This is a genomic window from Herbaspirillum camelliae (genome assembly GCF_001929405.1).
Classification (GTDB): Bacteria; Pseudomonadota; Gammaproteobacteria; order Burkholderiales; family Burkholderiaceae_D; genus Herbaspirillum; species Herbaspirillum seropedicae.
Map to the genome: position 1 here is coordinate 2003460 of NZ_KV880769.1, position 25587 is coordinate 2029046.

Below are 25587 nucleotides of genomic sequence, written 5' to 3' on the forward strand. Positions count from 1 at the left end.
GCCTTCGGAAAAACCCGATATACATCTATCACGCTGTGACCCTTCTGGCGATACTGACGGCACTCATCTCACCGTGGGGATATCTCTTGCAACATGAGGCGTTGCTACCCTAAGACATCGTCTTGCCTTTTGCGCCCACGTTATTCATGGCCCACAAGGTGGTAAGGACTGAGGCGCTCAGGACTGGCAGGCAGGCTATAGTGCGCACTGCCCGTGGCTTGCGCTGCACCAACAGGAACAACACCAGCCCTGCCGACGTGAGCCCAATCCTGCCCAAACTGCCGACAGCAAACCGTAACCTTGGACAATGGCATATCCACCCGACCATGCACCGATGGCATTGGCGACATTGAGCGCCCCAGATTCATAGCGCCCATCAGCGTGGGCGCATCGGGTGTAGCCTGAACTCCTACTGCTGTCCCTAGTGCTGCGTCAGTAGCGCAATAGCCTCAAATAAGAGGTCAACGATTAGCTCTGATCCAACGGGATACTGTCTTTCCTGTCCAGAAAGAAACATGATCGTAGATCGGACAGAAGAAAATTTTTGCGCTAATAAGATTAGATGCACACCATTCGGCCCTCTGACACCGGCCAACCAATTCTGCACAGTCCTTTCGCTTGCGTTTGTAAGCTTGGAGAGCGTCTTCACAGCGTGCCGAGATTTTCCAATCTCTTGCTTGAGTGCGACCTCAATCGCTATCGCATATTCATGAGCTGTTAACTTTTTGGGAGATTCATTCCGCAATTTTTTACGTGCTTCTCGCAACATATTTCACCTCGGCGAAAGTATATTGATCCCAAACATAGGAGGTTAGGTCGTAACGTAGATGCTTTGGATGAGGTGAAGGCGATGTCGTCAAACAGACCCGCAAATCGCGCCCAGGACAAATCAACTCAGCAGCGTGCCGCTGCATATGTACGTATGTCCACTGAGCACCAGCAATATTCGACCGAAAATCAGCTCGAGGTAATAACAGCGTTCGCCCTGTCACGAAACCTTGAAATTACTAAGGTCTACACGGATGCTGGTAAAAGTGGATTACGACTAGAAGGTCGTGACCAGTTGAAGTCACTTTTAATTGACGTGGAGTCTGGACTCGCTGAATTCGCAGTTATTTTAGTCTACGACGTCAGCAGATGGGGACGTTTTCAGGATCCCGATGAGAGCGCTAGCTACGAGATTCGCTGCAAGCAAGCCGGTGTTCGAGTTCTGTATTGTGCAGAACAATTTGAAAATGATGGCAGCGCAGTTTCTAGCATCATCAAAAATGTCAAACGAACAATGGCAGGGGAGTACAGCCGAGAATTAAGTGTAAAGGTTCATGCAGGACAGTTACGGTTAATCCAGCTTGGAGTTCGTCAAGGCGGCGCCGCTGGCTACGGCCTCCGAAGAATGCTGATTGACCATACCGGGAACCACAAAGGAATACTGGAGGCTGGCCAACATAAATCTATTCAAACAGATCGGGTAATCTTAGTCCCAGGACCGGAAGACGAGACGGAAACGGTTCGATGGATTTACAACAAGTTTGTCGAAGACGGTTTGAGCGAAGCTGAAATTGCAGCCAACCTCAACGGTCAGGGAAAGTTAACAGACCGCGGGACTTCATGGACTCGGGGTACGGTTCATCAGATTTTGATTAATGAGAAGTATGTCGGAGATAACGTCTGGAATCGTACGTCGTTCAAGCTGAAGTTGGAGCGTGTTCACAATCCGCCAGCTGCTTGGGCCCGCGCTGAGGGCGCTTTTTCTCCTCTTGTAGAGCGCCTTATTTTCAATGCAGCACGTCAGATCATTTTAGCCCGCTCTTATCGGCTTACTAACGATGAAATGTTGGATGCGCTGAAACGATTATTGCGTCAACATGGACGACTCTCAGGAATAATCATTGATGAATCTAATGGATGCCCGTCTAGCAGCGCGTTCGCCAGCCGCTTCGGCAGCCTCATTCGAACATATACTCTTATTGGCTACGATCCGGGGCGGGACTATCGCTATCTTGAAATAAACAAGAAGCTCCGGGAAGCTCATCCCAAAATTGTCTCCGCCGCGATTACTGCGATACATGCAGTCGGAGCAACAGCAGAACAAGACTTAAAATCCGATCTACTGTGGATCAACAGGGAGTTTAGTGCAGCCCTTGTGCTATGTCGTTGCCGTAGCCTGACTAACGGCGTCAATAGGTGGATCTTACGATTCGATAATGTAGCACGAGCCGAAATCACTATTGCAGTCCGAATGAGCGAGGATGCATGCGCGATCCGCGACTATTATCTCCTTCCCCATATAGAAGTCTTTTCTCAAAAGCTCCGACTTGGGGAGGTGGATGAAACTCGGTTCGATGCTTACCGCTACGATGATCTCTCCATGCTGACCTATTTGGCGCGCCGCATAGCGCTTTAAGAGAGACCTATGGAAAATCCTCGACAGCTTCATTCGGAACAATTAGACGCGTCCAGAGAAATTTTGCTTATCCCCGCTGAGCGTATTCGGATTTTGAACCCGCGTAGCAGAAATCCACTCACTTTTTCTCGACTTGTTGAGAACATTTCGGTACTAGGATTAAAACGCCCTGTTACAGTCGCTATAGGGGGGAAAGACGCAGCCGGTGAGTGGTACGAAGTCCTGTGCGGGCAGGGCAGATTTGAGGCATTGAAACACCTTGGCGAAACCGAGATACCTTGCTGCATCGTGGCTGCACCTGAAATAGATCGTTTCCTAATCTCGCTCACTGAAAATATCGCTAGGCGCAGGCACACTACCGAGGAGCTGCTCAGCGGCATTCTGGTGCTACGGCAAAAAGGATACAGTCTAGAGCAGATTGCCATCAAAACAAATCTGGAGACGAGCTATGTTCGCAGTATTCTCCATCTCCTCGATAACGGCGAACAAAGACTTCTCCGTGCAGTTGAAAAGTCGCAAGTACCTTTCTGGCTTGCCGTTGAAATTTCACGTGGGTCTAACGACGGGGTGCAGAAAGCGTTGATGGATGCATATGAAGACGGCACATTAAAGGGTGACGAACTTCTTCTTGTTAGAAAAATAATCAGCAAGCGAGAAGCTCTAGGAAAATCGGCGTATCCCAAGCGCAAGAGAGATCAAGATAGTCCAACACCGCAGAAGCTGCTCCGGATATATAAAACGGAAGTGCGTCGGCAGCAGCTGAACATTCAAAAGGCCCGTGTTCAAGAAGAGCGCCTTTTACTAATTATTTCTGCCATACGGCATTTTTTATCTGATGAACACTTCCGAACTCTTCTTCGTGCTGAGCAGGTAAACGACATCCCAGAAGTCATCGCCCGGCGTCTTCCTGGAGATCTGCTGCCATGAGCCATATTAGACACTGCTTTGACCGCGAGATCTTAGAATTGGAAATTAACAAAATCCGCGTTCTCGTGCCACTTAAAAAGCAAGTACTTGTTACGGCCAAATTTAGGAGCATTTTAAGTTCAGTGAAAGAGCTTGGTATTATCGAACCGCTAGCGGTACATCCATCCCAAGGACAAACAGAACATTTCGATCTTTTAGATGGACGGCTCAGGTTGGAAGCTGTGAAATCACTTGGCCAAAGCACCGTTCGCTGTATGGTGGCACTGGATGACGAGAGCTTTACTTACAACAAGCAAATAAACCGCATTGCCTCAGTTCAGGAATACCGGATGATTCGAGCAGCGCTAGCGAAGGGGGCGTCCGAGGAAAGAATCGCAAAGGTTCTGGCTATAGACGTCAAAAAAGTACGGGAAAAAGCGCATTTGCTCGATGGAGTTGCACCAGAGGCGGCCAGACTTCTTAAGGACAGACAAGTCTCTCCTGAAGTCTTCAGAGTATTCAGAAAAATGAAGCCCATACGGCAAATCGAAGCTGCAGAAATGATGATAGCGGCAAATAAGTTCGCGAAAAGTTATGCGGACATGATACTGGTGACTACTCGGCCAGAGGCGTTGATGGAAAGAGCAAAAAGCCAGGTGGGAAAAGATATTTCACCCGAGGATATCACTCGAATGGAAGCCGAGATGGAGCGACTGCAACACGACAGCTTAGCTGTAGAAGATACGATCGGTGACACCATGCTTTCCCTCGTCGTGGCCAAAGGCTTTATCAACCGTCTTCTTCGTAACGAGAATATTCGTCGGCATCTTCAGCGGCACCATCCAGATTTGCTCTCCAGCGTTACCGCGACACTTGATGCCATCGCGGCAGATGGTCGCGGGATCAGTCAAGAGTAGGAGATGCAGCGATGGTCGGAATGTCTCAAAGTTCAATTGTCTGGAAGTAACGATGTCGTGCTCGTTGTGATGCGCAGGATTGGGTGACCTTCGACGCTCATTCACAATTCCTCTCAATTGGCGCCAAATTTTGATGAAATTTTCTCTTAACTATGAGGAATACCATTCTACATCCGACGATAGATGAGAGATGGATTGGTGCGACGCATGCTATGCATCCCATACGCAGAAGCCTAGGGCACTTCTCTAAAGGCGTAGCAATTTGCCCTCGCATCGTTTAGCGCATGGTGTTCCGGCAGGGCATTCTTCTTATGGTACTCATAACGAAGCAACTCGTTGATTCTGTCCGCCACGAGTCTGCGTTTACACCAAGGAGGAACCCGACCATTCAGTACGTCATAGAACAAATCCCAGTCAGTCTGGTAGTCGTAGCAAATATGGATCTCCGCATCGGTGGGACGGACCAGACGCAACCATTGCGTGATTCTTCCATACAACTCGCCTTTACTGACTTCAGCATGAGGAGCGTAACCAAGCAAGGGAAGCACTGCCGCCTTCACAAATTCGCTACATTCCCCGATGTTGTAGGGAAGTTCCGCGTAAAACTCTTCCCCTGTTTCGGCCACAAGCCCAATACTAATTAGTTGTGGATCAAGAAAATCCGTAAACTCGGTGTCGATGAAGACATTCAATTTCATAGCACCCCATTCGGTCGGTAAGTTAAATTGGGTGCATCACGCAGAGAAGCGTTTCCGAGCACCCATGGCATTAATCTGGCAATATTAACCGCGTCGTCGAGCCCTCGGTGATGCAGCCCCTCCATAGGAATCTTCGCGAGTTCGCAGGCCTTCGCCATACCAACCTCTTTTCCAATTCGCTGCGCCTTGGCAAACATGTTCTTGCCATTTTGATGGGGCATCGCCAATGGCGATGCAATGTCATGCCGCACAATTTCTCTTGCAATCTGCTTCATGTCATAGGTGCCCCAGCTCAACCAGGTGGCGCCGGGCTCGGCGAAATGGCTGGCGAATTCAGACAAGGCCCTAGCAGCTACCGGAAACAGAGATGCCTGATCTACATCTCGTTGCGAGATCCCAGTCAATGCCATGCAAAAAGGCGTCAGCACCGGCCGCTCCAAAGGCCGCACAAAGTGCTGAAATCGGTGGAGAATCACTCCCCACTCGTTCGCCCAACACGCCCCAATTTCGATAATTTCCATTTCCTCGAGGGAAATGCTACCGTCATCTGAGCAAGTTGCTTCCAAGTCGACCACTAGAAACCTAGCCACACTTCCTCCTATCTATCAAAATAACTTCAACCTAGCCCCATAACGAAGGGAGCACAGCGGAAAGCCATTCGGCATCATTCCGCCGTAGCCATTGATAGCCATTCTGAGGGATTTTCTGAATCTCTTTAAGCCTCATCGATGGATACACTTGTACGATCCTCAGGAAGTTACTCCGATATACCTCACGCGTTCTCTCCAAACTAGCTGCCTGATACGTCGATCTGAGCGCCGGCCTGCGGGAAAGATAGTCCTTAATGAATCTGTTATGAAGATTAAGCTCTCTACAAATAACACTTCGCGGACTGCCGGATTGAAGCAACTCAACCAATCGCTCCTCTTTTGAGGTACCGACTATTCGAGGGCGCCTTGCGTACTCAATTCTCACCTTTTTCAAGTACTTGATTGCCTGGCTTGGTGCGACTCCGATGTCCGCCGCGGCAGCGTTGACGGACTTCTCCCCACCTACTACAAGTGCTGCCAGTTTGGTTCTGAGGTTGCAGAGATGGCTTTTAGCCGCATCAGTACCTTCGCTCCGTAATATCTCAGAGACAATCTTGTTCGTTTCGCGAAATTCTGCCAGGCCATCAAATAAATAGGCAATTAGAAGAAAATGCTTGAGGGGATGTCGTATGCCAGGATACGAACGCACTAACTGCCCGATGAATCCCCCATTAGCGTCTCCAACTTCCTTTGCAAACAGGAGTTCTGGAAGCTCAATTGCAGTACCTGCCCACTTGAGCCAGTCGGCTCTCAGCTCGGCTAAGCGTAACGCTCCATCCATCGATAGAAGCCCACGATCCCTGGCCGCAAACAGATAGCAATAGCGCAAAGTCTCGGTCTGCAAGTCTAGGCCTATCGTCTGCAACATCTCCCTGCAGATCTGAGAAATCTTTGCTAGATGTGAAAGGCTTGATCCATCTAGCACTGTCTGTCTAAGAGGCTCTGCTCTCAAAGCGTCTATTGGTAGGAGCCACTCTGCACCACGCTCGATAAGAAAGCGGTCAAGCGGCTGACCGTGCACATTACAAACAAACACTGCCGGCCATTGCTCAGTTATTTTCCACCATCCGACTTTGCCATTAGCCTGTTCTCCAAGACAATGCCGACAGAACTTCAGACATCTAGAAGTGAAAGACAGGCTGGCCGACAGGCCAAGCGCATAGTGGACTCGCGAAAAAGGTCCTTTCATTACAGCGTCTGCCAACTCATCGCATCGCTCGACCGGCAGGAATCCTCGATAGAAACCAAACATCGTTCGATCGGTCAGAATGCTCTCAGCGCTTCCCAAAGCGCTACCAACCTCGCCGAGTAATGAGTTGAGCGGCGTAGGAAAATCGGTGCGCACGCCAGATAACTTGTCGCCGAAAAGTTGCTTACTCGTTGCCTTTGAGGACAAACCACCCGACAATCGATGAACTCGGGCACACCAACTGTACAGCGACTCCTGATCCAAAAATTTCGGCCATAAATCGTATGGAAACAATCGAGATGTCATTTCCATAACCCATCTCATCCCACGCGTGCGTAGCGCGCCTCATCGTCCCCATCGTTTCGCTTCTGCCTTTTCATCGCATCCGTAGCGGCCTTGAGAGGTGTACACGCAGCTCTGATAACTGCCTCCAGCGCTGCAATGTCCTCCTCTGAATAGCATGTTTCAGCTATAGACTCGCCCGATAGAAATCGCTCAAGGCACGTTTTCACGCTGGAAGAATGCCCCAATGCGGGGAGCCCTTGATTACGCAAACCGACCGATACCGTAGTTGCATACATGTTCAGTCGCTCAGCAACTCGGGTCACGTTTCCACGTTCGCTAACGTAGAGATCCCAGACTTCTTTCCTCGACCAGTACGCCGCTCCCTTTTCCCGATCACGAGGTTTCCTTTGTGGATTCATGAGAGCAGCCAACGCCTCCTCCGCATTCTCATAGAAAACTGCAGCCAGCATACAAAATGTGTTTGTTGTACACAGCTTAGCCGTCTGAGTTGTGCATGCACCGTCAATGCCAGGAATGTGTTTGTTTGGAGCCCACTTGATCCGCGAAAATGTTTCGGAAAGCCACCAAGCAGGAAGGATTTCTTGTACAAATTGGCTAACTGTCTTTTTCTTCCCAACTCTGCCACTTCTAAGTTCAAGCATTCTTGAGCGACGTCCGAAAATCTCGCTAGCTGCCGCCTCTAGAATTTGCGGCGCGTCCTGAAGAACTGCATTGGCAATGCGACGATAGCGCTTCAACATTTCGACCTGGTCAGTCGTCAGTTGAAGAAGACGAACGTCTGCAAATGAGTCAACTTGGTGCGGGCAAAAAACAGTGGCATCTTTATCTTGTGCGATACGCAAGGGCTCGTCATGAATATCACACCAGAGACATCCTGATATTTGATGACTTCTGCGCCAATATGAATAGCTATACTTGGCCAAATCATCCTCTACACAACCGGGGCAGAGTCTTAGGTACTTACTAGGCAATTTGAAAATTGCATGTCGTTCGTATGCAGCGAGATGCTTGACCGACTTTTTCCCAGGTCTATTTCCACTGGGAGCGATCAGAGCCCGATTGAAGGCATCGAAGGTAAGAAACCGTAGGAAATCCTCTCTGCTTGCCTGCAATATTATCGGAGCGAACTTCGAGATATCTGATTCAGGCATGATCTCAGGGCTGACTTGCCGAGCACTTTCAAGCATCTGCGCTAGCATCGCCTTCTGAGAGTCAGTGCAGTTGAGGATCATCATTCTTCCCAGCCAGCCATTCAGTAACTCATCGAGCAATGGGCTGCACACCTTCAAAGACGTTGGGACATTTCCAGACTCATTAATTACCCTATTGGCTGCAAAATTCGCGATAGACAATGACGCCGCCCCCCATGTTGGCGTCTCACGCGAAACCTCCTCATATTCCTGGTTAGCCTCGGCCAGCCTTGCGTAGAACCGCTCATCGACATCTGAAGCAGGCGCTGTTCTTATACTGGAATCCCTTATCAGCTCCCCGAGCACTGCAACAACGTTTTGAATATCGCTGAGCCGATCCATTTAGCGCCCCCGACTTGACGCTACATCAAATGCGATCAATGAGCCTACATCTGTGTCCTTCGGCAAAGATCCTTGTTCCATCTGAACCAAAATATTTCGCACGACACGCACTAAGAATCTTCGAGTCTGTGCGTCCAATTTTCCATTGGGCTGCTTATCGGCAGCTGCCTCTACCCATTCAAAGGCTCGCTCTTCAATACGGTCCATCTTCTCGGGAGCCAGCGGAATGGAAGGGAATCGCACGCCAAACAACAAGTACGTGACGTCGACCCCTGCCTCGCCAATGGCCGTTATGTAACGAATCGTCGGGGATGTTGCCTCGGCTTCGTATTGAAGCTGCGCCAAGCGTGCAACACCACCAATCTCGCCTAGCTGCGTCTGACTATATTTCAGGCGCTTTCTTTCCTCTTTCAGACGCTCGCCAAAGCCCTCTATCGGGCTTTTGTTGAGATCTGTGTGTATTTGGCTATTCATGTTCCACATGGTATGCATAAAGATGAAAACATTCAAATATTTGTGCTAAATTGAATGATATTTCATACACTTGACTATGATTATGGCTACCCAGTCCTATGACACGGCCAGCGCCAAAGCCCTTTTCGAGATAAGCGGCACTTCGGTTGCGGAATGGGCACGAGTGAAGGGCTTTTCAGTCGGCTTGGTCTATCAGGTCCTGGAAGGGAAGCGTAAATGTATGCGTGGGCAGAGCCACCAAATTGCTATTGCATTAGGACTTAAGCGTGGAGAGTGCTTAGCTGTAGATGAGATATCACGCAGACTTCTGGCTAACGGTAGTCCTGGCGAGTCCAACTAATAACTTCGGAGAATTCAGAAGCAGAAAGCAAAAAACCGAACCCCCATTTCTGAAAGATTCGGCTTTTCCCGCTTGAGAGCGGTGATAACTTCTTGGTCGCGCTAGAAGTATCACTCCTCCAGGCAGGCAAGTCAAGGAGTCGTTTTGCCTCAAATTGTTGAGCAAGTCGATTGTATTTAATTTAATACAAAACCTTCCTGGAGTGCCGTATGGCAGGCAAAGGTATTAGCATTTCCAGAGCCAAGACGATCTATCAGCGGCAGAAAGACGCCTGCTGGGATGAACGCTATATCCCAGGCATTCTTGCGACGCCCAAAGAGGCACCGTCCATTTCTCACGCCTACATCCTGGCGCCGCGGAAGCTCCGTGGTCGGGAAGTACATTTGTTATCCACAGGCGAGCGGAACGCAGCACTTCTCGGGCTCTATCACCCCTCCGTTATTGGCTTGCAAGAGCAGCGCATGCTCAATCCCACGGCAAGCCCGCATCCGCTGTGGTCTCATCCGGCTGCGGACAGAAGTTCATTAAAGCACCTGGCTGGCGTCATCGAAACGGCAGAACAGCTGGGAATGTCCGATGAACTACCAGTACTTTCAGCTCCAGATCCAAGTACGCCAGGCGCTCGAATGTGTATCGTCTATCCATGGTGTGGCGACCTTCTCTGGGCGATCCAGTTGGAAGATGGCGGTATTGGATGTATTAACTGGAATATCAAAGATAAGACGTCTGCATTTAGCCAAGCGTCAGTGGCCAAGAATGGATCGCCGTCGATACAGCTCCTGGCACGGTATGAGATAGAGGCAGCACATTATGCGTCTGCCGGCATTCGGACGGTCTCTGTTGCCAATGAGCAGATCGATGAACATGTCTCCGCGAATCTCCGTCAACTTTTTCTGCATCACGGGCGCACCACCTCTATTTCAGAAGACCACAGGCAAGAAATCACTTGCCGCTATCAGTCCGCATTGAGCTTAGAAATTCCACCGAGCGATGTGATCGCCTACTACGCGGAACGGAACATCTTTCCCGTAAGCGAGACTAGAACAATCCTCTTCCAAGCGATATGGAACAGAGATCTTCGAGTCGATCTATTTAGGCCAATATTGATCAATCGGCCTATGCGCGCCGAGGAGCGCGACGTATTGGATGTCTACCGAGACTGGTTTGATGGTGCGCGATGCACATAGGCGCTCAAATCATCGCTCCCGAGGGATGGCGCCATCTTCTGAAGGGCGTGACCTATCATTTCCTGCGAAATGATACCAAGTCTGACCGGGTGTTGCTTGCTCAATTTCGATACGCGCCTGGCAAGGCGCCAGCTGCGAACCTAATCATTGCAGATCGAAATTCCTTTGAGAACGCTGCAATAGCGGGGGATATTGCAGTCGCTGAGACACAAGCAACACTACCTCCTTGGCTTGAGCAGTTATCAGGCCTTGATCTCGCCGAACGCGACAGACAAAGACCTCACGCTGCAAAACTCCATCAGGATCGAATCAACGAACGCCTCAACTTCATTAAAGATGCCGTTTACCACATAGACGAGATCTTTGCACATCACCAGCCTAAGCTAGCGATAAATTCTTACGCACGCAACTGCACACCCAAACAAAACGAAACAAGATTTCGTCTCTGGCTACTTACGTTCATTTGCTTCGGAAGAAATGAGTGGTCGCTCTTACCGCCATTCCATCTCAGTGGTCATTGGAAACGAGAGAACTTCCCGGATAAAAAATTTGGCGCACCATCATTGGCCTTTGGAAAGAACTTCGGTCATGGTAGAAGCAAAGAGCTGACAGAGAAATGCATTGCTAGCTATCAGAAACGTGCGGATCTCGGAGCGAAGATGAGCCGTATATACGCTAAGGCAATGATTGAAGATTTCAAATGCGACGTTTCCGCAACCTCTCTTGGATCGAAGATCTTTATACAGCCAGAGGGAAAGCCAATACCAACCTATGATCAATTTAAATACATTGTTCACACTGTGATAGGAAAGGAAACAGTTCAGAAAACACTATACGGCGCACCCCGATATAGATCGAAAATTGCTCGCTCCAAGGGACGTTATACGGAAGAGATCAGCAACCTAATGGAGAGAGTAGAGGTAGATGCATATTACGTCTCGGAAGTCCCAAAGCCATATGTTGAAGGAGGATCTTCAGAGGCTATCTGTGTAGTGACCGCACGCGACGTATTAAGTGGCTACATGGTCGGCATCGGCTTTTCAATAGGGAAAGAACGCGCTGCCGCTTATCGCATGATGCTCTGCTGCATGGCCCTCCCCAAAGACTTCTACTGCGCTTTGTGGGGTATACCTTTTAACCCAGGTGATTGGGTGAGCGTCGGATTACCGGGACACATCACGGCAGATAGAGGGCCTGGCTCAAGTAAAAAAATTGCGGAGTATCCTGAGAAAATATTCTCAATCCGGGGAATGACGCCATCTTGGTCCGGCCAGTCAAAAGCCACAGTCGAATCATCCCATCCCAGAGAGATGAAGAAAGAAGGGAAACCAACTTATACACAAAGCGCGCTAACGACCGTACAGCTTGCAAAGCGAGAGATTATTTCGCTTATGAAATTCAATCACGGATCTAATATCGAAGATCGTATGGACCCAGATAGCGAATTAGCTCATGTCTCACCAACCCCAAGCGGCCTCTGGAATCACTACGACGAGCGCTTCCGGAATGATGCCCAGCCTATGAGCCCTGAGGATGCTATTCGAAGCTTCCTCACCCCTCAGGACTTCAAGATCCGCAACGACGGCATTTACCTTGAGTCATTTAGGTATACGCCGACCAACGCAGAGAATTTGGAATATCTGAACTCACTGCTCCCCGCCGGAGATGCACATATAACGGTAAGTGGCTTTGTCATTGATCTATGCATAAGACACGCCTGGATCGAAGTCCAAGGCCGACTGATCATGCTCAAGGCCAAGCTTAGAACCCGAGGAGACGAAGATTTACAGTGGATGTCGTTGTTCGATCTGAATCAATGGAGCACACATCGAAGAATTTCTCAATCGGCGTTTAGAACCCATCAACATGCCAATGAAGCAGACTTCCAAAACAAATTCCAAGCGAGTACCGGCAAGAAATGGGATGCTGGGCAGCGAAAGGACGGAAGAAAAATAAAGCGGAATAAACAGATAGCCGCAATTCCCAAGAAGAGCGCTGCATGAGAACGAATTCATATTGGATCGATCGCTTCCGAGAGCTCGAAAACTTGGACGTGCTTCGCGAAAAAGCCACGATAAGCGGCCCCGTGCTAATTGATCTTTTCAAGCTCCCCCTGGAGCAAGCATCTCTGCAACTACAGCAGGCTTTCCGGTCCGTCTTTTACCCGACCAACCAATGCCTTTCAATTCTGAGGCGACTTATTGGTGTGTCAGCTGCGCATTGTGCTACCACCTATACAGATGCGAAATCGTTCATGAGCGGAGTTTATGCAGAATCGCCGCCGCTGCTTGAGTTCTCACCACCGCTATATCTCACCGGATTAGCAGGAGTCGGAAAAACTGAAATACTCAATACCTTTCAACGTCTTCTATCTCAGAGCGATGAAGTTGTCGTTGATGATAAGCACCCTCCGTTTCGGATACTTCCCCCTTGGCTAGTAACAGTCCGCAGCCGCTCTTCCGCCCGTGACGTACTAGGTGTATTGGCTAACCAGGATGGGAAACCATATGAACTCATTAAGCGCTGCAGGAAACTCGCGTATCGAGATGCCGTCCCGTTTTTAGTTGCCGACGAACTTCAGTTTGTAACCGGTAGCGACAGTGCAAACACTCGAGTCTCCCAAATGCTGATGTCCCTGGCGTATATCGGAATTCCATTTCTCTTTGCGGCAAACTTCTCAATGTTGCAACGTTTGATGAGACGGCCAGGTGAAGAACAGCAGAGACTCCTAGCCCAACCCATTATTTTGCACCCCGATGCTCCGGACAGCGAGGACTGGACCAAGACCATCGAGGCGCTCGTTGCGGTTGCACCAGCCAATTTCGCCTTCGATCCCCAAAAGCTGGCGCCCGACTTACACCGATACACGTTCGGGCGAAAACGCGCATTATCCGAATTGCTCTCGCTGGCATTTCGTATCGAATTTCAAAATGGCAGCGGCGTCACCAGTACATCTCTGACCAAAGCATATAAATCTTCTGCTTACACAGTTTATCGAGACGAAACGGAGTTCCTATTCAAACAGGCAATAGCCAATCGCCCTAGTCGGGGCCGCCCAGACCTCTGGTGTCCGATTCCTGATGATGGGAACATACAGTTAGCTCGGATCGTGCAATTTTCTACTGCGGCTCAGGAGCGTGCTGCCGCCGATGCTGAGATGCGATCGGCGCTGACAGCGGCCGAAATCAAAGCCGTTGCTGCCATAGAGAATCCAGCTAAAAGAAAAAACAGGAATTCAGGCAGCAAGGTTCTTTCTATTCACCGAACTCCAGCTCGAGACGCCTCTACTCTCTCCAAAAACATGGACAGCTTTTTAGATGATGTATAAGAAATGTCGCCCCCACTCTTGCGAAAAATTCAGTTTGAGGTACATTCCTTCTATTGCCACTGATAATTTATACAGCGTTTCCAGAAGAGAAAAACATGGGAGTGAACAGCAAAATCGAATGGACACACCATACATTCAATCCATGGTGGGGTTGCGTTCGCATCTCTCCAGCCTGCAAGCATTGCTATGCAGAAACTTGGGCTAAGCGTGTGGGAATGGATGATTTATGGGGGAAAGATGCGCCAAGGAGATTTTTCACCGATGCTCACTGGAAGGAGCCACTCAAATGGGACCGAGAGGCAAAAGCTGCTGGTGAGCGACGCCGGGTATTTTGCGCGTCCATGGCAGATGTATTTGAAGACCGAGAGGATTTAAACGCAGCCCGAGAGCGACTATGGCTCCTTATCGAAGCAACCCCGAATCTCGATTGGCTCCTGTTAACAAAAAGAATCCGCCATGTCCGTAAGCTATCTCCATGGCGTGGAAAATGGCCAACTAATATCTGGCTCGGGACAAGTACAGAAAATCAACTTTGGCTTAATAGGCGCGTAGAGCACCTACTAGAACACGACGTAGCTGTTCGCTTCGTTTCTGCCGAACTGACCTGCCCCCAGGAATCAGCTACACCGAACAGTAGAATCCGTTAATAACCCTGTTGTGCAGCAAACTCTGCTGGCGTGGCGTAGTTCAGTGCACTATGTGGGCGCATTGAATTGCCGAGAAACCATGCTTGCGGCACAGCTCAACGACCGGCAAACCTGAATCGGCTTCTTTCAGAAACCCGATGATCTGCTCTTCAGTAAAGCGTTTCTTCATGATCCAACTCCTTTCAGAATTGGATTCTACTCACTCTTGTTGCTAATCTTGGGGGCAGGTCAGGTTTGTTTTACGTATTGAGGAACTCGAATTAAGCAGGCTCACACATATCAGCTATTTGATATGCGCCACATTGCTGGTGTCCCGTTAGCCATTCCGAATTATTTCGTCGTAACCATTGATGGGTCATTTTGCATGCAATTGGCCCATGCTCCATCTCGGATAGGGAGCATCTGCCAAACGGCGCCTACTGTCGCCCCAGGAGAAGCTTGGCTGACCATCTGACTGCTCCCACCCGGCTTCGTCCGCGTAGGTATGTTAGTGGCCATAGTCTGAAGGATCGGCAAGCGTATCACTTGATCGACTAGCCTTGTTCCAGCACGCCGCGACACTCCACTTGGATGTTGGAGGTAAATATGCCGTATTTTCTTTTCTGGCGGTATCAATGACTGGCGACTTAGCATACTTTTGAAAAAGGCTGTTCTCTGGATGGCCAACAAATTAAACTTTGAAATAATCTACGGCGTGCATCAGCCTCTGAGCCTGTTCATCCAATGACGCCGCGGCAGCTGCCGCCTCTTCGACAAGCGCTGAATTTTGCTGCGTGGCTTCATCGACCTGTCCGATTGATCGGGTGACCTCGGAGATATCTAGATTCTGTTGTTCAACGGCAGATGAAATTTCCGAGGTGAGCGATGCCAACTGTCCAATTGACTCCAGTATCGCGCGCATGGAAGCGCCCGCCCTATCTACGAGGTCGGAACCATTCGCTACGCATTTGACCGAATCGTCAATCAGTGCCTTGATTTCTCGCGCCGCCGTCGCACTTCGTTGAGCAAGAGTGCGTACCTCTGCCGCGACGACCGCAAATCCTCGCCCCTGCTCGCCGGCGCGAGCAGCCTCTACCGCCGCATTGAGTGCCAGGATGTTCGTTTGAAAAGCGATGCCATCAATCACCGTGGTAATGTCTGCTATCCTACGCGAGCTTTCGGAAATCTCCTGCATTGTCACCACCACCTCCTGAACCGCTGCCTCGCCCTTGTTTGCAAGATCGGTTGTCTTGGTCGCCAAAGAGCCGGCTTCTCTCGCACTCTTTGCATTCATATCCACGGCAGAAGCTAGCTGCTCCATGGTGGAGGTAGTTTGTTCCAGCGCAGCAGCCTGCTGCTCGGTGCGGCTAGAGAGGTCGAGATTTCCGGATGCGATCTCGTTGGTGCCTAAGTAAATAGCCTGCGTCGCACCACGGATATCCGCGATAGTCTCGAGCAGACGCTGCTTCATTGCGTACATTTCGGCAATCAGACTTTTACGTTTGTCCGTGATATCCCGCATCTGGACAGTCAAGTCTCCGGCCGCAATCTTGCTAACGATACTCATGGCGTAATCGGGTTCTCCCCCAAGAATACCCGTGATGTTCCGTATGATTGCCAGCATCATCAAGGTAACGGCTAGACCAATGCCCACTAACATGGCGCCGAGCTTGAACAGATTCCTGTAGAAGTCTCTCTCTATATCGTTGAAAAATACACCCGAGGCCAATACCCAGTTCCATGGAGCATAGTGGATCACATAGGTCATCTTGGATGATCGGTTGGACTCATCCTCGCCCGGAACGCGTCCCATGTAAAAGACAAATCCATGCTTCTCGGCTTGTGCGACTTTGACCATCTCGGTGTAGTAAGGCTTGCCATCACTATCCTTGCGGTCCCCCACAAACTTGCCCACAACTTCTTTGGACCAAGGGTGCATTAGAACCACGGGACGTTGGTCGATCACAAATATATAGTTGCCATTACCAAAGCGCATAGTAGCGATTCGCTCCAACGCGCGCTGCTTTGCCTGATCCGGCGTGATGGTGCCAGCCGCCGCCTCTGCGGCATAACTCTTGAGCACCCCTTCGGCGGACTCGACGACCTGCTTAAGTCCCTCACGACGCTCATTGAGCATAGTCTGCTTGGTATTGAATGCCGACCAGCCCGACAATACCAGTAGCCCGCACCACATCAGTAACAGCGACATGATCAACTTGGCTTTTAACGTATTCATGATTCCCCCTCATTTCCCAATTATCCCCAGACGTATTCGGATACGGCCATTTCATAGTGGCAATGAGTCAGCCAAAGACGTACTTTGCGGTGGTCCATACCTCTGCATGGCGATCATCTCTACGGTAGTTCACTATCGTCGTCTCAATGAGCCGATTTTCTCGATGAACGCCAACAGGGATGATCGCCGTCCCGACTTCTTTATTTCTTCACGTCAAAAACGCGCCGGGCAAAATTAGCGATGGCATCGGCCATGGCTTGCGGCTGCTCAGGTGCAAGTGCATGACCAGCATTCGGAATGACCACGATGCTCACCCGATCACCCAGCATGGACTTGAGCACCCCCGAGAAGCGGCGCGGCGCTACCGCGTCATGTTCGGCTTGCAGATCGAGGATAGGCGCTGTCCCTGCTGCGAAATAATCGTCAACCGGCGTCGTGTTGCGGGCATGGGATTCGGCTTCGTGCGTCTCTTCATGCCAGCCACCCAGCCAGACACGGGGATCATTGCCAGGTGCAAAGAAGGCCTTGCGTAAGAATTCCAGACGCTGCTCTTCGGAATATTTCATGTTGCTCGGGCCATCAATGGCGATACGCATGTCGTCGCTGATTGGCTTCTCCTTGGAGCCAGGCGGAACTTTGCCAGCAGATGCGGCTGCCAGGACCACGCCGCGCACCAGATCAGGCCGGTCGGCGGCCAGCTGACGCGCAGCAAAATTGCCCCAGGCGTGACCCACTACCACGACTGGGCCCTGCTTTTCATTCTCTACGACGGCCGCCACGTCTGCGGCGAAATCATGTACCGTCAGGTTGTGCATTGGTCCCTTGCTCTGCCCGATGCCGCGCGGCTCGGGGCGCAATACGCGGAACCCATCAGCTGCAAGCTTGGCCGCCACCACGTCGTAGTCGCGTCCGGAGCGGCCCAGCGAAGGCAGCATGACGATCACCGGCCCTTGTCCCTGGCGCATCACCTCAATCTGCACATCACCGCGCTTCACCAAGGCGGTATCGACGCTACTGGGCGTGGCCTGGGCTGCAGTCAGTAGCGGAACGGAAAGTGCTGCGCTGAGCAGCAGAACAAGGCCTTGTTTGATCAGTTTCATTTTCATCTCCTTTGATTGAACGTCGTTGGTTTTTCACTTCGTCTGATAAATCTGCCGCGCATAGGTAGCAATTGCCTTGCTCATGGCCAGGGGCTGCTCCGGTGCCATTGCGTGTCCTGCATTTGCGATCTCGCCTTCGGTCACGCGTGTACCAAGCAATGCCTTGAGAACATGCGGAATCACCACCGTGTCGTACTGCGCGCGCAAATCGAGGATGGGAACGCTGCCGCCGTAGTAGTAGGAATCGATAGGGGTATGGTCACGCGCCTCGGCCTGTGCATGATGAGTCGCTGGGAACCAGCCACTGAGCCAGACGCGGGCATCGTTGCCTGGTGCAAAGAAAGCCTGCTTCAGATAGGACAGTCGTTGCGCCTCGGGAAGCGTCGGGTCACCGGAACCATTGATAGCCTCCACCAGACGACCATATGATTTTTCTTTGGAGCCTGGCGGGAACTTACCAACCGAGGCCGCTGCCAGCACCAGCGCCTTGACCAGATCGGGACGGTCTACCGCCAGCATGCGCGCCGGCTGGCTGCCCCAGGCATGGCCCACGACGATGGCTGGCCCGGTCTTTTCCTGGTCCATCACGGCGGCCACGTCAGCGGCGAAGTCGTGCAAGGTTACGCCGGTCATGGCCCCTCGGCTCTGCCCCGAACCGCGCGGGAAGGGACGGATAACGCGGAATCCCTCGGCAGCAAGATAGACGGCCACCTGGTCATAGTCTGTGGCGGAACGCCCCAGCGAGGGCAGGATCACGATCACCGGACCACGTCCCTGGATCAGGGTCTCGACCTGTCCAGAACCATTGCGGATGATCTTGCTCTGGACCCGGGCCGGCTCCGGCGAAGCATCTGCCTGCGCGCCCAATGCGCAAGTGGCGAAGACGGCGGTCAACACAGCCGCCACCCATTGATATCGTGTTTTCATCATGTCAGCTCCACGGATGATGACGGTTCAGCGAGCGGAAACGGGATCGAGACCCGTACTTTCGAAGATGGCCTTGGCCTCTGCTGTTCGCAGGTAGTCGATCAGACCTTGGGCCGCTTTTCTCTCTTTGGCATCGCGCGCAATGGCCGCTGCAATTACGTTGGGGTTCTGCACGGCATCGGGCAAGGGCCCGGCAAATTGGATCCCCGCAATGGCGCGCAGCTCGCTAATCTGCTGCAGGCCGAGATCGGCCTCGCCACGTTCAATGGCCGTACCTACCAGCTCCTTGCCGTGTATCAGCACGCTCTTGCTCTTCATCTGCTCGACAATTCCAAGCTTCGGGAACAGCGTGTTGACGATGAAGGTGCCACTTGCTCCTTCAGAAAACGCCACCGATCTAGCCTCAAGCAAGGCCGTGCGCAATTTCTCCACGCTGCTCACGTCCGGTACAGGCAAGCCGGCCCGCACGGCCACGCCGACACGGGACTGGGCAAGATCTGCGCGGGTGGCCGGATCAAAGACTCCCTGCTGGATTTGTCCATCCAAGGCCGCGCCGATCATGAAGCAGAGATCCATGGCTTCCTTGTTGCGGATGCGGGTCGGCAATGCATCCGCAGAGCTGCCGTAGGACGGTCCCCAGGCGATGATGAGATGGTCGCCGGTCTTCTTCTCGAAAGCCGGCACCAGCTTCTTGAAGGCAGCCGACAGGGCGCCGGTCGCCAATACGTGAATCTCGGCCGCGTGGGCAGGCAGGGTTGTAGCGGTCATCATGCAGGCGACGGCCGCCGTCGAAAGGGTCATTTTCAGATAGTGCATGGTCTCCTCCTTTACAGGGGTTGGAATGGCGCGGCTGCGGTACTTAAACCGCGCCGCGGGTATTGACGTAGAGGGCATATAGCGACGAGGTCGACGCCATGAACAGACGGTTGCGCAGATGGCCACCGAAGCACAGGTTCGCGCAGCGCTCGGGCAGGGCAATATGACCGATGGCACTACCGTCAGGTGCAAAGACGCGTACGCCATCCAGTTCTGCGCTACCGGTACCCCAGCCACACCAGAGATTGCCGTCGATATCCACGCGGAACCCATCTGGCGTGCCATCGACGGCATCGATGAGCACCTCGCCACCAGCGAGGCGACGGCCATCGATCACCTCGAACTGCAGGATGGTCCGCGGACGTGCGCGCGAGGCGACGACGTAGAGTTTCTTTTCATCAGGCGAGAAGGCCAGGCCGTTAGGACCGGGGATCTGGTCGCTCACACATTCCAGCACACCACTGCGAGTATCGAGCCGATACAGGTTGGCGCTCAGCTCTGGCTGCGCGACCTGTCCCATGTAGTCGCTGACGAGGCCAAAAGGCGGATCGGTGAACCACACCGCATCGTCGCTGGCGACGATCACATCGTTGGGGGAATTGAGGCGCTTGCCCTGATAGCTGTCGGCAAGCACGGTGACGGAACCATCGTATTCGGTGCGAGTCACCCGGCGTGCGCCGTGCTCGCAGACGATCAGCCGCCCTTGGCGGTCGCGGGTCATGCCATTTGCCTTGTCGGACGGAGTACGGTAGGCGGCGACCTGGCCGGTGACCTCGTCCCAGCGCAGGATGCGGTCATTGGGCAGGTCGGTCCACAGCAGCGCCCGGGCGTCACCGATCCAGACCGGGCCTTCTGACCAGCGCGCACCAGTCCAAAGACGCTCCACGGTGGCATGCGGCAGGCGGTAATGTTCGAAACGCGGATCGAGAATACGCACCGCCGGATCGGGCGTGCGCAGACTGGGTTGCCAGGTGTCATGCGACATGATTCAACGCTCCTTGATGAGGAATTTGAGAACGAGGGTGAGCAGCGTTGCCAGCACCAGCATCGCGCCCATGCCGATCAAGCCGGCCTTGAAGGATCCGGTGACATCGCGCAGCCAGCCCACCATCGCAGGGCCCACCAATCCACCCAGGCTACCCACCGCATTGATGAAGGCCAGACCACCGGCCACGGCCTCCTTGCTCAGGAAAGTCGCCGGGATGCTGTAGAAGCAGGTCCGCACCGACGACAGACCGATCAACGCCACGGTGATGCCGACCACGGCGGGAATGAGCGAATCAGAAGCGACCGACGCGAAGAACCCTGCCCCGGCGACACCACAGGTCAGCGCCAGGTGCAGAACGAACTTCTGGCTACGCGCCAGATAGCGCGCCCATATCAGCATGCCGATGCTACCGACGATGTAGGGGAAGGCGCTGATGAAACCGACGTGCAGATCCGACAGACGATGCGATTTGAGGATCGTCGGCAGCCACACACCCACGCCGAGAATGCCGATGATGTAGCAGAACAAGATCGCCGCCAGTAGCCAGACACGGACATCCTTGAGCGACTGCGCGAAACTGTGTCCCCCACGTACCTGGCGCTCACGCTCAATGGCACCCTGCAATGCAGTGCGTTCTTCCTCGGTGAGCCAAGTGGCCTTGGCGGGTGTATCGGTGAGCACATACAGCGAGATCACACCTAGCACACAAGCCGGCAAGCCCTGAAGAATGAACAGCCATTGCCAGCCATGCAATCCGAGCCAGCCATTGAGCTGCAGCGTGGCGACAGACAGGGGACCTCCTAGCACCGAGGAGAGCGGGATGGCAGCCAGGAAATAAGCCATCATCCGAGTGCGGTATTGCGCAGGAAACCACAAGGTCAGGTAGAAAATCACGCCGGGGAAGAACCCAGCCTCACCGATCCCCGCCAGCAGGCGGATCACCGAATAACTGACTGGCCCAACGGCCAGACTTGTGGCGGCAGCAAACAGCCCCCACGTGACCATGATGCGAGCCAGCCATATGCGCGCTCCGTAACGGTACAAGGCCAGATTGCTGGGGACTTCGAACAGGCAATAACCGATATAGAAAATCCCCGCAGCGAAACCAAACTGCGATGCAGTCAGCCCGAGGTCGCTATTCATCGTCAGCGCGGCAAAACCGACATTGGTGCGGTCCAGATAATTGATGAAATAGCCCAGCGCGAGCAGTGGCAATAGCCTCCATGCGGCTTTTTTGCATGCGCGAAGCTCCGCCGCCCGGGAGGCCTCCGGGGCAGTGTCTGAGTTGTCCATGATGGTGTCCGTCTAGGTGTAGAGGATCTGCGGGTTGCCGCGCATGACGGCGTCGAAGTTGGCGGCGCTGCCGCAGGCTGCCCGGATGAATTCCAGCAGCTGATGCTCGTCCGGCGGCGCTCCCTGGATATTGGGATGCGGCCAGTCGCTACCCCATATCGCACGTCCCTGTGCCGCTTGCAGCAGGCGGCGCGCCAGCGGCAAGGCGGCTTCCCACGGGCCCGGCGCGCCCTGCATGACGCGGTCCACACCGGAGAGCTTGATCCAGCGCTTGGCACGCGCCAGATGGCGCTGCAGCGCCACGAGCGACTCTTCGTCCAGCGGCAAGGTGCCATCCACCCGCGCCATGTGATCAATCACCAGCGGCACATCCAAGTCATGCCAGGCGTCAAGCACCGGCAGCAGTTGGTCGAGCTGCCCGTGCAACAGCACATGCCAGCCGAGCTGACGCACCCGCTCGGCTTGCTGACGAAGTTGCACAAGGTTGCGTTCGCCCGGAAGATGCCCCATGAAATTGAAGCGGATGCCGCGCACGCCGCCATCGTGCAACGCTTGCAGGCTGGCCTCATCGGTATCGCCATCGATCAGCGCGACGCCGCGATAGCGCCCGCCGGTGCTGTGCAGTGCCGCTAGCAACGCGCTGTGGTCGCCCCGGTAGCACGCTGCTTGGACCAGAACGCCGTGAGTGATTCCCAACCGGCTATGCAAGGCCAGCAGTTGCGTCATCGGCGCCTCGGCCGGACGATAGGCTGCATCGGGCGGTAGCGGGAAGCTCTCCCAAGGACCATAGATATGGGTATGGCAATCCCATTGGACTGGTGGGTTCACGTCTGCTCCGTTCAGTCGCAACGTGCGGTCATGCCGCCATCGACGATGATCTCTGTACCCGTGACGAACTGGGCTTCATCCGAGGCCAGGAACAGTGCGGCATTGGCCGTATCGCGGCCATCGCCCATGAAGCCCAGCGGAATGCGAGCTACACGGCTTTCCAGCAGCTTGTCGACATCGCCGCCGGATCGCTGGCCGGCGAGTCGCACTTCCACCATCGGGGTATGCAATTGCCCCGGCACCACGGTGTTGACGCGAATGCCCTTCTTCGCATACTCGACCGCCACCACACGCGACAACTGGATCACCCCGGCCTTGCAAGCCGCATAGGCGACCTGCGCCGAACCTGTCCAGCGGATGCCGGAGGTGGACGCGGTGTTGACGATGGCACCTTTGCCCTGCTTTTCCATAACGGGCAGCACATGCTTGCAGGTCAGGTAGACGCTCTTGAGATTGAAATCCACCTGGGCATCCCACTTGTCTTCAGCCAGGGCCACCGGACCACCGGCGGCCGAGCCGCCGACATTGTTAACCAGGATATCGACGCGGCCATATTGCGCTTCGCAGGCTGCGACCATTTCGGCGACTGACGCGCTGTCAGTGACATCGCAGGTATGCGCGCTGACAGTGCCGCCGACTTCACGAACGCGACGGACGGTTTCTTCCATCGCATCGGCATTCTTATCAACAGCGAAGATGGTCGCACCTGCCTGGGCGAACAGGACGGCCACCGCGCGGCCATTGCCCCAGCCGGGGCCGACGCACCCGGCACCAGTGACGATGGCGACCTTGCCTTGGAGGCGGCCATTGGTGTTGGTGGTAGCAGAGGTTTGTGTTGTGCTCATGGGAGATATCCTTACGATGCGGTGACGGGAAGTTCCGGTGCCACCCCGGCTGGGGGCGGCACATGGAAGACCTTGATGGTCATGGAAATGAGGGTGTAGTAACCGGCGATACCAACCAGGTCTACCAAGCCATCCTGGCCGATGTGCGCCTTCAGCTCTGCATAGAGCACATCACTAATACCCAGTTGCTGATGGAGCTCGCACATGAACCGGTAGATCAGCGCCTCATCACGATTGACGAAATCTGGTTCGCGACCATCGCGGATGGCATCGATGATGGATCTATCCAGTCCGGCTTCCAGCGCGAAGGGCTTATGCGCTGCCCATTCGTATTCAGCCAGCCAATGGCGCCCCATCATCAGGATCGCCAGTTCGGACAGCCGCGGTGGCAGGCTGCTGTCATAGCGGCAGTAGCGTCCCAGCGCTTGGGCGCGGTCAGCTAGCAGTGGTCGCTGCAGCCACACCGCCAGGGGGCCACGCACGCCTTTGCGTGGGCCGCTGGCGATGGCGTCGTAGACGGCCCGCTGATCGGGGCTGAGCTTGTCGATGTCGAGAGGAGGAATGCGTTGCATGATAACTTTCAACTGAGAGGAATCTAGTTTTCACCGGCCAGCTTCTGCGTCTGCGCCGCAGCCTTTGCGGCCTCGCTTTGACGCAGGCGGAAGATCGACTTGCCAGGGGTAGAGCCGGTCTCGCGCTGGAAGGCAGCGGGGTCGAAAGCGTTTTCCCACCTGGCAATGCAGAACACCGCGATGGTGTTACCGACCACATTAGTAAGTGCGTTCGCGGTGGCCAGCAGACGGTCGATGCCGAACAGCAGACCCAGGCCGCCAAGCGGCAATGCCTTGACCGACTGCAAGGTGGCGGCCAACTTGACAAAGGCCCCTCCCGCCACAGTCGTGCCGCCCTTTGAGGTGAAGCTGAGGATGGCAAGCAAGCCCACCTGCTGCCATAGCGAGAAAGGCGTATCAGTAGCTTGGGCGATGAAGCCGATGGCCACAGCCATGTAGATGGCAGTGCCGTCGAGATTGAAGCTGTAGCCCGAGGGCAGCACGAAGCCGACCACCATTTCGTCGCAGCCGGCGCGATGCAGCTTTTCCAATAGGCGCGGGAAGGCGACCTCGCTGGAGGCGGTCCCGAAGATGAGCAGCATCTCGTCGCGGATCAGGCGCAGCACGGCGAAGAAAGGCAAGCCGATGGACCAGCTGATCGGTGCCAACATACCGAAAACGAAGATCAGGCACGAAGCGTAATACAGCACGATGACCTTTAGCAGGTAAACAAGGGTCATGCCGCCATAACTGCCGATGGCCGCGGCCATGGCACCGAAGGCCCCCAGCGGAGCTAGCTTCATGATGAAGGAGAGCATCCGGAACAGTACGGTCTGTGCCTCATCTATGCCGCGCAGGATCACTGAATCGGCACCGACAGAGACATTCAGAGCCATACCGGCGAGGATGGAAATGATGAGTACCTGGACGATATCGCCCTTTGCGAAGGCGTCAACCAGTGTGTGCGGGATCAGACCCAGCAGATAATTGATGATTGAGATGCCACCAGCGTTGGTGGTTGCCTTTATGGCCTCGTTGCTCTCCAGCATGTTGGCAGCGTGCAGGCCGGCACCGGGCTGGAACAGGTTGACCATCACGAAGCCGAGCACCATGGCCAGCGTGCTGACCACTTCAAAGTAGACCAACGACTTCACGCCCATACGGCCCAGCTTGCGCAGGTCTTTGACGTGAGCCATGCCATGCACCAAGGTACAGAAGATGATCGGCGCTAACATCATCTTCAGCAGTGCAATGAAGCCCTGGCCCAACGGCTTCATTGCAATGGCGGTCTGCGGTGCGGTGATACCGAGGATGACCGCGCAGGCCAGCGCGATCAGCACCTGGATGTGCAATTTCTTGAGTTGCTTCATGAGGTCTCCTGCCCTTGCGGGCTTATTGCTATCGAAATCGGTGATGCCCTCAACGGGTGAGAGCCAGCATTATTGATCTGGTCTGCTGGAAGAACAGGGATGGGCGCTAGGGCATGGGCCCCGCATGTCTCCTTGC

The 25587-nt window shown here is 53.7% G+C and carries 23 protein-coding genes and 1 pseudogene; 8 read left to right on the forward strand and 16 right to left on the reverse strand.

Going from position 1 to position 25587, the window contains the following annotated elements:
- The first annotated feature begins 850 nt into the window (after positions 1-850).
- From BGK68_RS08920 to BGK68_RS08930, 3 genes are read left to right on the forward strand one after another with little or no spacing between them, the layout of a single operon-like run.
- Positions 851-2404, forward strand: a complete 1554-nt coding sequence (locus BGK68_RS08920; protein WP_075259749.1) for a recombinase family protein — start codon at positions 851-853, stop codon at positions 2402-2404.
- A 9-nt stretch (positions 2405-2413) separates the two neighbouring features.
- Complete coding sequence (locus tag BGK68_RS08925) at positions 2414-3331, forward strand: ParB/RepB/Spo0J family partition protein (RefSeq protein WP_075256803.1); 918 nt, start codon at positions 2414-2416, stop codon at positions 3329-3331.
- Positions 3328-4227: a plasmid partitioning protein RepB C-terminal domain-containing protein gene (locus BGK68_RS08930; RefSeq protein WP_075256804.1), complete on the forward strand. Its 900-nt coding sequence runs from the start codon at positions 3328-3330 to the stop codon at positions 4225-4227. Before BGK68_RS08925 ends, BGK68_RS08930 begins: the two co-directional genes overlap by 4 nt.
- Positions 4228-4460: 233 nt before the next feature.
- Here the strand turns inward: BGK68_RS08930 and BGK68_RS08935 are convergent, their stop codons facing one another.
- Genes BGK68_RS08935 through BGK68_RS08955 form a run of 5 tightly spaced genes read right to left on the reverse strand, consistent with a single transcriptional unit; the run spans position 4461 to position 9052 of the window.
- Entirely contained in the window at positions 4461-4925 is a 465-nt protein-coding gene (locus tag BGK68_RS08935) for a 3'-5' exoribonuclease (protein WP_075256805.1), read from the reverse strand.
- On the reverse strand, positions 4922-5515 hold the full coding sequence (locus BGK68_RS08940; RefSeq protein WP_075256806.1) for a 3'-5' exonuclease: 594 nt from the start codon (positions 5513-5515) through the stop codon (positions 4922-4924). The genes BGK68_RS08935 and BGK68_RS08940 overlap by 4 nt, the downstream gene beginning before the upstream one ends.
- Positions 5516-5546: 31 nt before the next feature.
- Complete coding sequence (locus BGK68_RS08945; RefSeq protein ID WP_075256807.1) at positions 5547-7016, reverse strand: TnsD family Tn7-like transposition protein; 1470 nt, start codon at positions 7014-7016, stop codon at positions 5547-5549.
- Positions 7017-7024: 8 nt separating this feature from the next.
- Positions 7025-8542: a TniQ family protein gene (locus tag BGK68_RS08950; protein ID WP_075256808.1), complete on the reverse strand. Its 1518-nt coding sequence runs from the start codon at positions 8540-8542 to the stop codon at positions 7025-7027.
- Entirely contained in the window at positions 8543-9052 is a 510-nt protein-coding gene (locus tag BGK68_RS08955) for a helix-turn-helix domain-containing protein (protein WP_198937183.1), read from the reverse strand.
- Positions 9053-9098: 46 nt separating this feature from the next.
- Here BGK68_RS08955 and BGK68_RS08960 point away from each other — a divergent pair, with 46 nt between their 5' ends.
- From BGK68_RS08960 to BGK68_RS08980, 5 genes are all read left to right on the forward strand, one after another.
- On the forward strand, positions 9099-9356 hold the full coding sequence (locus BGK68_RS08960) for a DNA-binding protein (RefSeq protein ID WP_075259751.1): 258 nt from the start codon (positions 9099-9101) through the stop codon (positions 9354-9356).
- Between the two features lie 209 nt (positions 9357-9565).
- Entirely contained in the window at positions 9566-10543 is a 978-nt protein-coding gene (locus tag BGK68_RS08965) for a PDDEXK family nuclease (protein WP_075256809.1), read from the forward strand.
- The gene (locus BGK68_RS27415) at positions 10534-12546 is read left to right on the forward strand and encodes a transposase (protein ID WP_143433003.1); all 2013 of its coding nucleotides are present in this window, start codon (positions 10534-10536) and stop codon (positions 12544-12546) included. The genes BGK68_RS08965 and BGK68_RS27415 overlap by 10 nt, the downstream gene beginning before the upstream one ends.
- Positions 12543-13871 (forward strand): ATP-binding protein, encoded by a 1329-nt coding sequence (locus BGK68_RS27420; protein WP_143433004.1) that lies wholly within the window; start codon positions 12543-12545, stop codon positions 13869-13871. The genes BGK68_RS27415 and BGK68_RS27420 overlap by 4 nt, the downstream gene beginning before the upstream one ends.
- Before the next feature lie 95 nt (positions 13872-13966).
- Positions 13967-14518, forward strand: coding sequence for a DUF5131 family protein (locus BGK68_RS08980; protein WP_075256812.1), 552 nt, complete (start codon positions 13967-13969; stop codon positions 14516-14518).
- Between the two features lie 70 nt (positions 14519-14588).
- On the opposite strand, the pseudogene BGK68_RS08985 reads toward BGK68_RS08980, so the two are convergent.
- The 11 genes and pseudogenes from BGK68_RS08985 to BGK68_RS09035 form a co-directional block, all read right to left on the reverse strand.
- A pseudogene (locus tag BGK68_RS08985) lies at positions 14589-14687 on the reverse strand (transposase); the annotation flags it as partial.
- Between the two features lie 501 nt (positions 14688-15188).
- The gene (locus tag BGK68_RS28605) at positions 15189-16733 is read right to left on the reverse strand and encodes a methyl-accepting chemotaxis protein (RefSeq protein WP_075256813.1); all 1545 of its coding nucleotides are present in this window, start codon (positions 16731-16733) and stop codon (positions 15189-15191) included.
- A gap of 200 nt (positions 16734-16933) precedes the next feature.
- Entirely contained in the window at positions 16934-17833 is a 900-nt protein-coding gene (locus BGK68_RS08995; protein WP_075256814.1) for an alpha/beta fold hydrolase, read from the reverse strand.
- Positions 17834-17866: 33 nt separating this feature from the next.
- Complete coding sequence (locus BGK68_RS09000) at positions 17867-18763, reverse strand: alpha/beta fold hydrolase (RefSeq protein WP_233149274.1); 897 nt, start codon at positions 18761-18763, stop codon at positions 17867-17869.
- Positions 18764-18787: 24 nt separating this feature from the next.
- Entirely contained in the window at positions 18788-19576 is a 789-nt protein-coding gene (locus BGK68_RS09005) for a molybdate ABC transporter substrate-binding protein (protein ID WP_083657769.1), read from the reverse strand.
- 43 nt (positions 19577-19619) lie between these two features.
- On the reverse strand, positions 19620-20561 hold the full coding sequence (locus BGK68_RS09010) for an SMP-30/gluconolactonase/LRE family protein (protein WP_075256815.1): 942 nt from the start codon (positions 20559-20561) through the stop codon (positions 19620-19622).
- Positions 20562-20564: 3 nt separating this feature from the next.
- Entirely contained in the window at positions 20565-21857 is a 1293-nt protein-coding gene (locus BGK68_RS09015) for an MFS transporter (RefSeq protein WP_075256816.1), read from the reverse strand.
- A gap of 12 nt (positions 21858-21869) precedes the next feature.
- On the reverse strand, positions 21870-22685 hold the full coding sequence (locus BGK68_RS09020; RefSeq protein WP_075256817.1) for an amidohydrolase family protein: 816 nt from the start codon (positions 22683-22685) through the stop codon (positions 21870-21872).
- Positions 22686-22696: 11 nt separating this feature from the next.
- A complete protein-coding gene (locus BGK68_RS09025; RefSeq protein ID WP_075256818.1) occupies positions 22697-23530 on the reverse strand; it encodes an SDR family NAD(P)-dependent oxidoreductase in 834 nt (277 codons plus the stop codon).
- 11 nt (positions 23531-23541) lie between these two features.
- The gene (locus BGK68_RS09030; protein ID WP_075256819.1) at positions 23542-24102 is read right to left on the reverse strand and encodes a carboxymuconolactone decarboxylase family protein; all 561 of its coding nucleotides are present in this window, start codon (positions 24100-24102) and stop codon (positions 23542-23544) included.
- A gap of 23 nt (positions 24103-24125) precedes the next feature.
- On the reverse strand, positions 24126-25451 hold the full coding sequence (locus tag BGK68_RS09035; protein WP_075256820.1) for a cation:dicarboxylate symporter family transporter: 1326 nt from the start codon (positions 25449-25451) through the stop codon (positions 24126-24128).
- Positions 25452-25587: the final 136 nt, after the last annotated feature.

Coding starts and splice junctions, on each gene's coding strand:
- BGK68_RS08920 (WP_075259749.1), top strand. CDS start 851: ATGTCGTCAAACAGACCCGCAAATCGCGCCCAGGACAAATCAACTCAG.
- BGK68_RS08925 (WP_075256803.1), top strand. CDS start 2,414: ATGGAAAATCCTCGACAGCTTCATTCGGAACAATTAGACGCGTCCAGA.
- BGK68_RS08930 (WP_075256804.1), top strand. CDS start 3,328: ATGAGCCATATTAGACACTGCTTTGACCGCGAGATCTTAGAATTGGAA.
- BGK68_RS08935 (WP_075256805.1), bottom strand. CDS start 4,925: ATGAAATTGAATGTCTTCATCGACACCGAGTTTACGGATTTTCTTGAT.
- BGK68_RS08945 (WP_075256807.1), bottom strand. CDS start 7,016: ATGGAAATGACATCTCGATTGTTTCCATACGATTTATGGCCGAAATTT.
- BGK68_RS08950 (WP_075256808.1), bottom strand. CDS start 8,542: ATGGATCGGCTCAGCGATATTCAAAACGTTGTTGCAGTGCTCGGGGAG.
- BGK68_RS08960 (WP_075259751.1), top strand. CDS start 9,099: ATGGCTACCCAGTCCTATGACACGGCCAGCGCCAAAGCCCTTTTCGAG.
- BGK68_RS08965 (WP_075256809.1), top strand. CDS start 9,566: ATGGCAGGCAAAGGTATTAGCATTTCCAGAGCCAAGACGATCTATCAG.
- BGK68_RS27415 (WP_143433003.1), top strand. CDS start 10,534: ATGCACATAGGCGCTCAAATCATCGCTCCCGAGGGATGGCGCCATCTT.
- BGK68_RS27420 (WP_143433004.1), top strand. CDS start 12,543: ATGAGAACGAATTCATATTGGATCGATCGCTTCCGAGAGCTCGAAAAC.
- BGK68_RS08980 (WP_075256812.1), top strand. CDS start 13,967: ATGGGAGTGAACAGCAAAATCGAATGGACACACCATACATTCAATCCA.
- BGK68_RS28605 (WP_075256813.1), bottom strand. CDS start 16,733: ATGAATACGTTAAAAGCCAAGTTGATCATGTCGCTGTTACTGATGTGG.
- BGK68_RS08995 (WP_075256814.1), bottom strand. CDS start 17,833: ATGAAACTGATCAAACAAGGCCTTGTTCTGCTGCTCAGCGCAGCACTT.
- BGK68_RS09000 (WP_233149274.1), bottom strand. CDS start 18,763: ATGATGAAAACACGATATCAATGGGTGGCGGCTGTGTTGACCGCCGTC.
- BGK68_RS09005 (WP_083657769.1), bottom strand. CDS start 19,576: ATGCACTATCTGAAAATGACCCTTTCGACGGCGGCCGTCGCCTGCATG.
- BGK68_RS09010 (WP_075256815.1), bottom strand. CDS start 20,561: ATGTCGCATGACACCTGGCAACCCAGTCTGCGCACGCCCGATCCGGCG.
- BGK68_RS09015 (WP_075256816.1), bottom strand. CDS start 21,857: ATGGACAACTCAGACACTGCCCCGGAGGCCTCCCGGGCGGCGGAGCTT.
- BGK68_RS09025 (WP_075256818.1), bottom strand. CDS start 23,530: ATGAGCACAACACAAACCTCTGCTACCACCAACACCAATGGCCGCCTC.
- BGK68_RS09030 (WP_075256819.1), bottom strand. CDS start 24,102: ATGCAACGCATTCCTCCTCTCGACATCGACAAGCTCAGCCCCGATCAG.
- BGK68_RS09035 (WP_075256820.1), bottom strand. CDS start 25,451: ATGAAGCAACTCAAGAAATTGCACATCCAGGTGCTGATCGCGCTGGCC.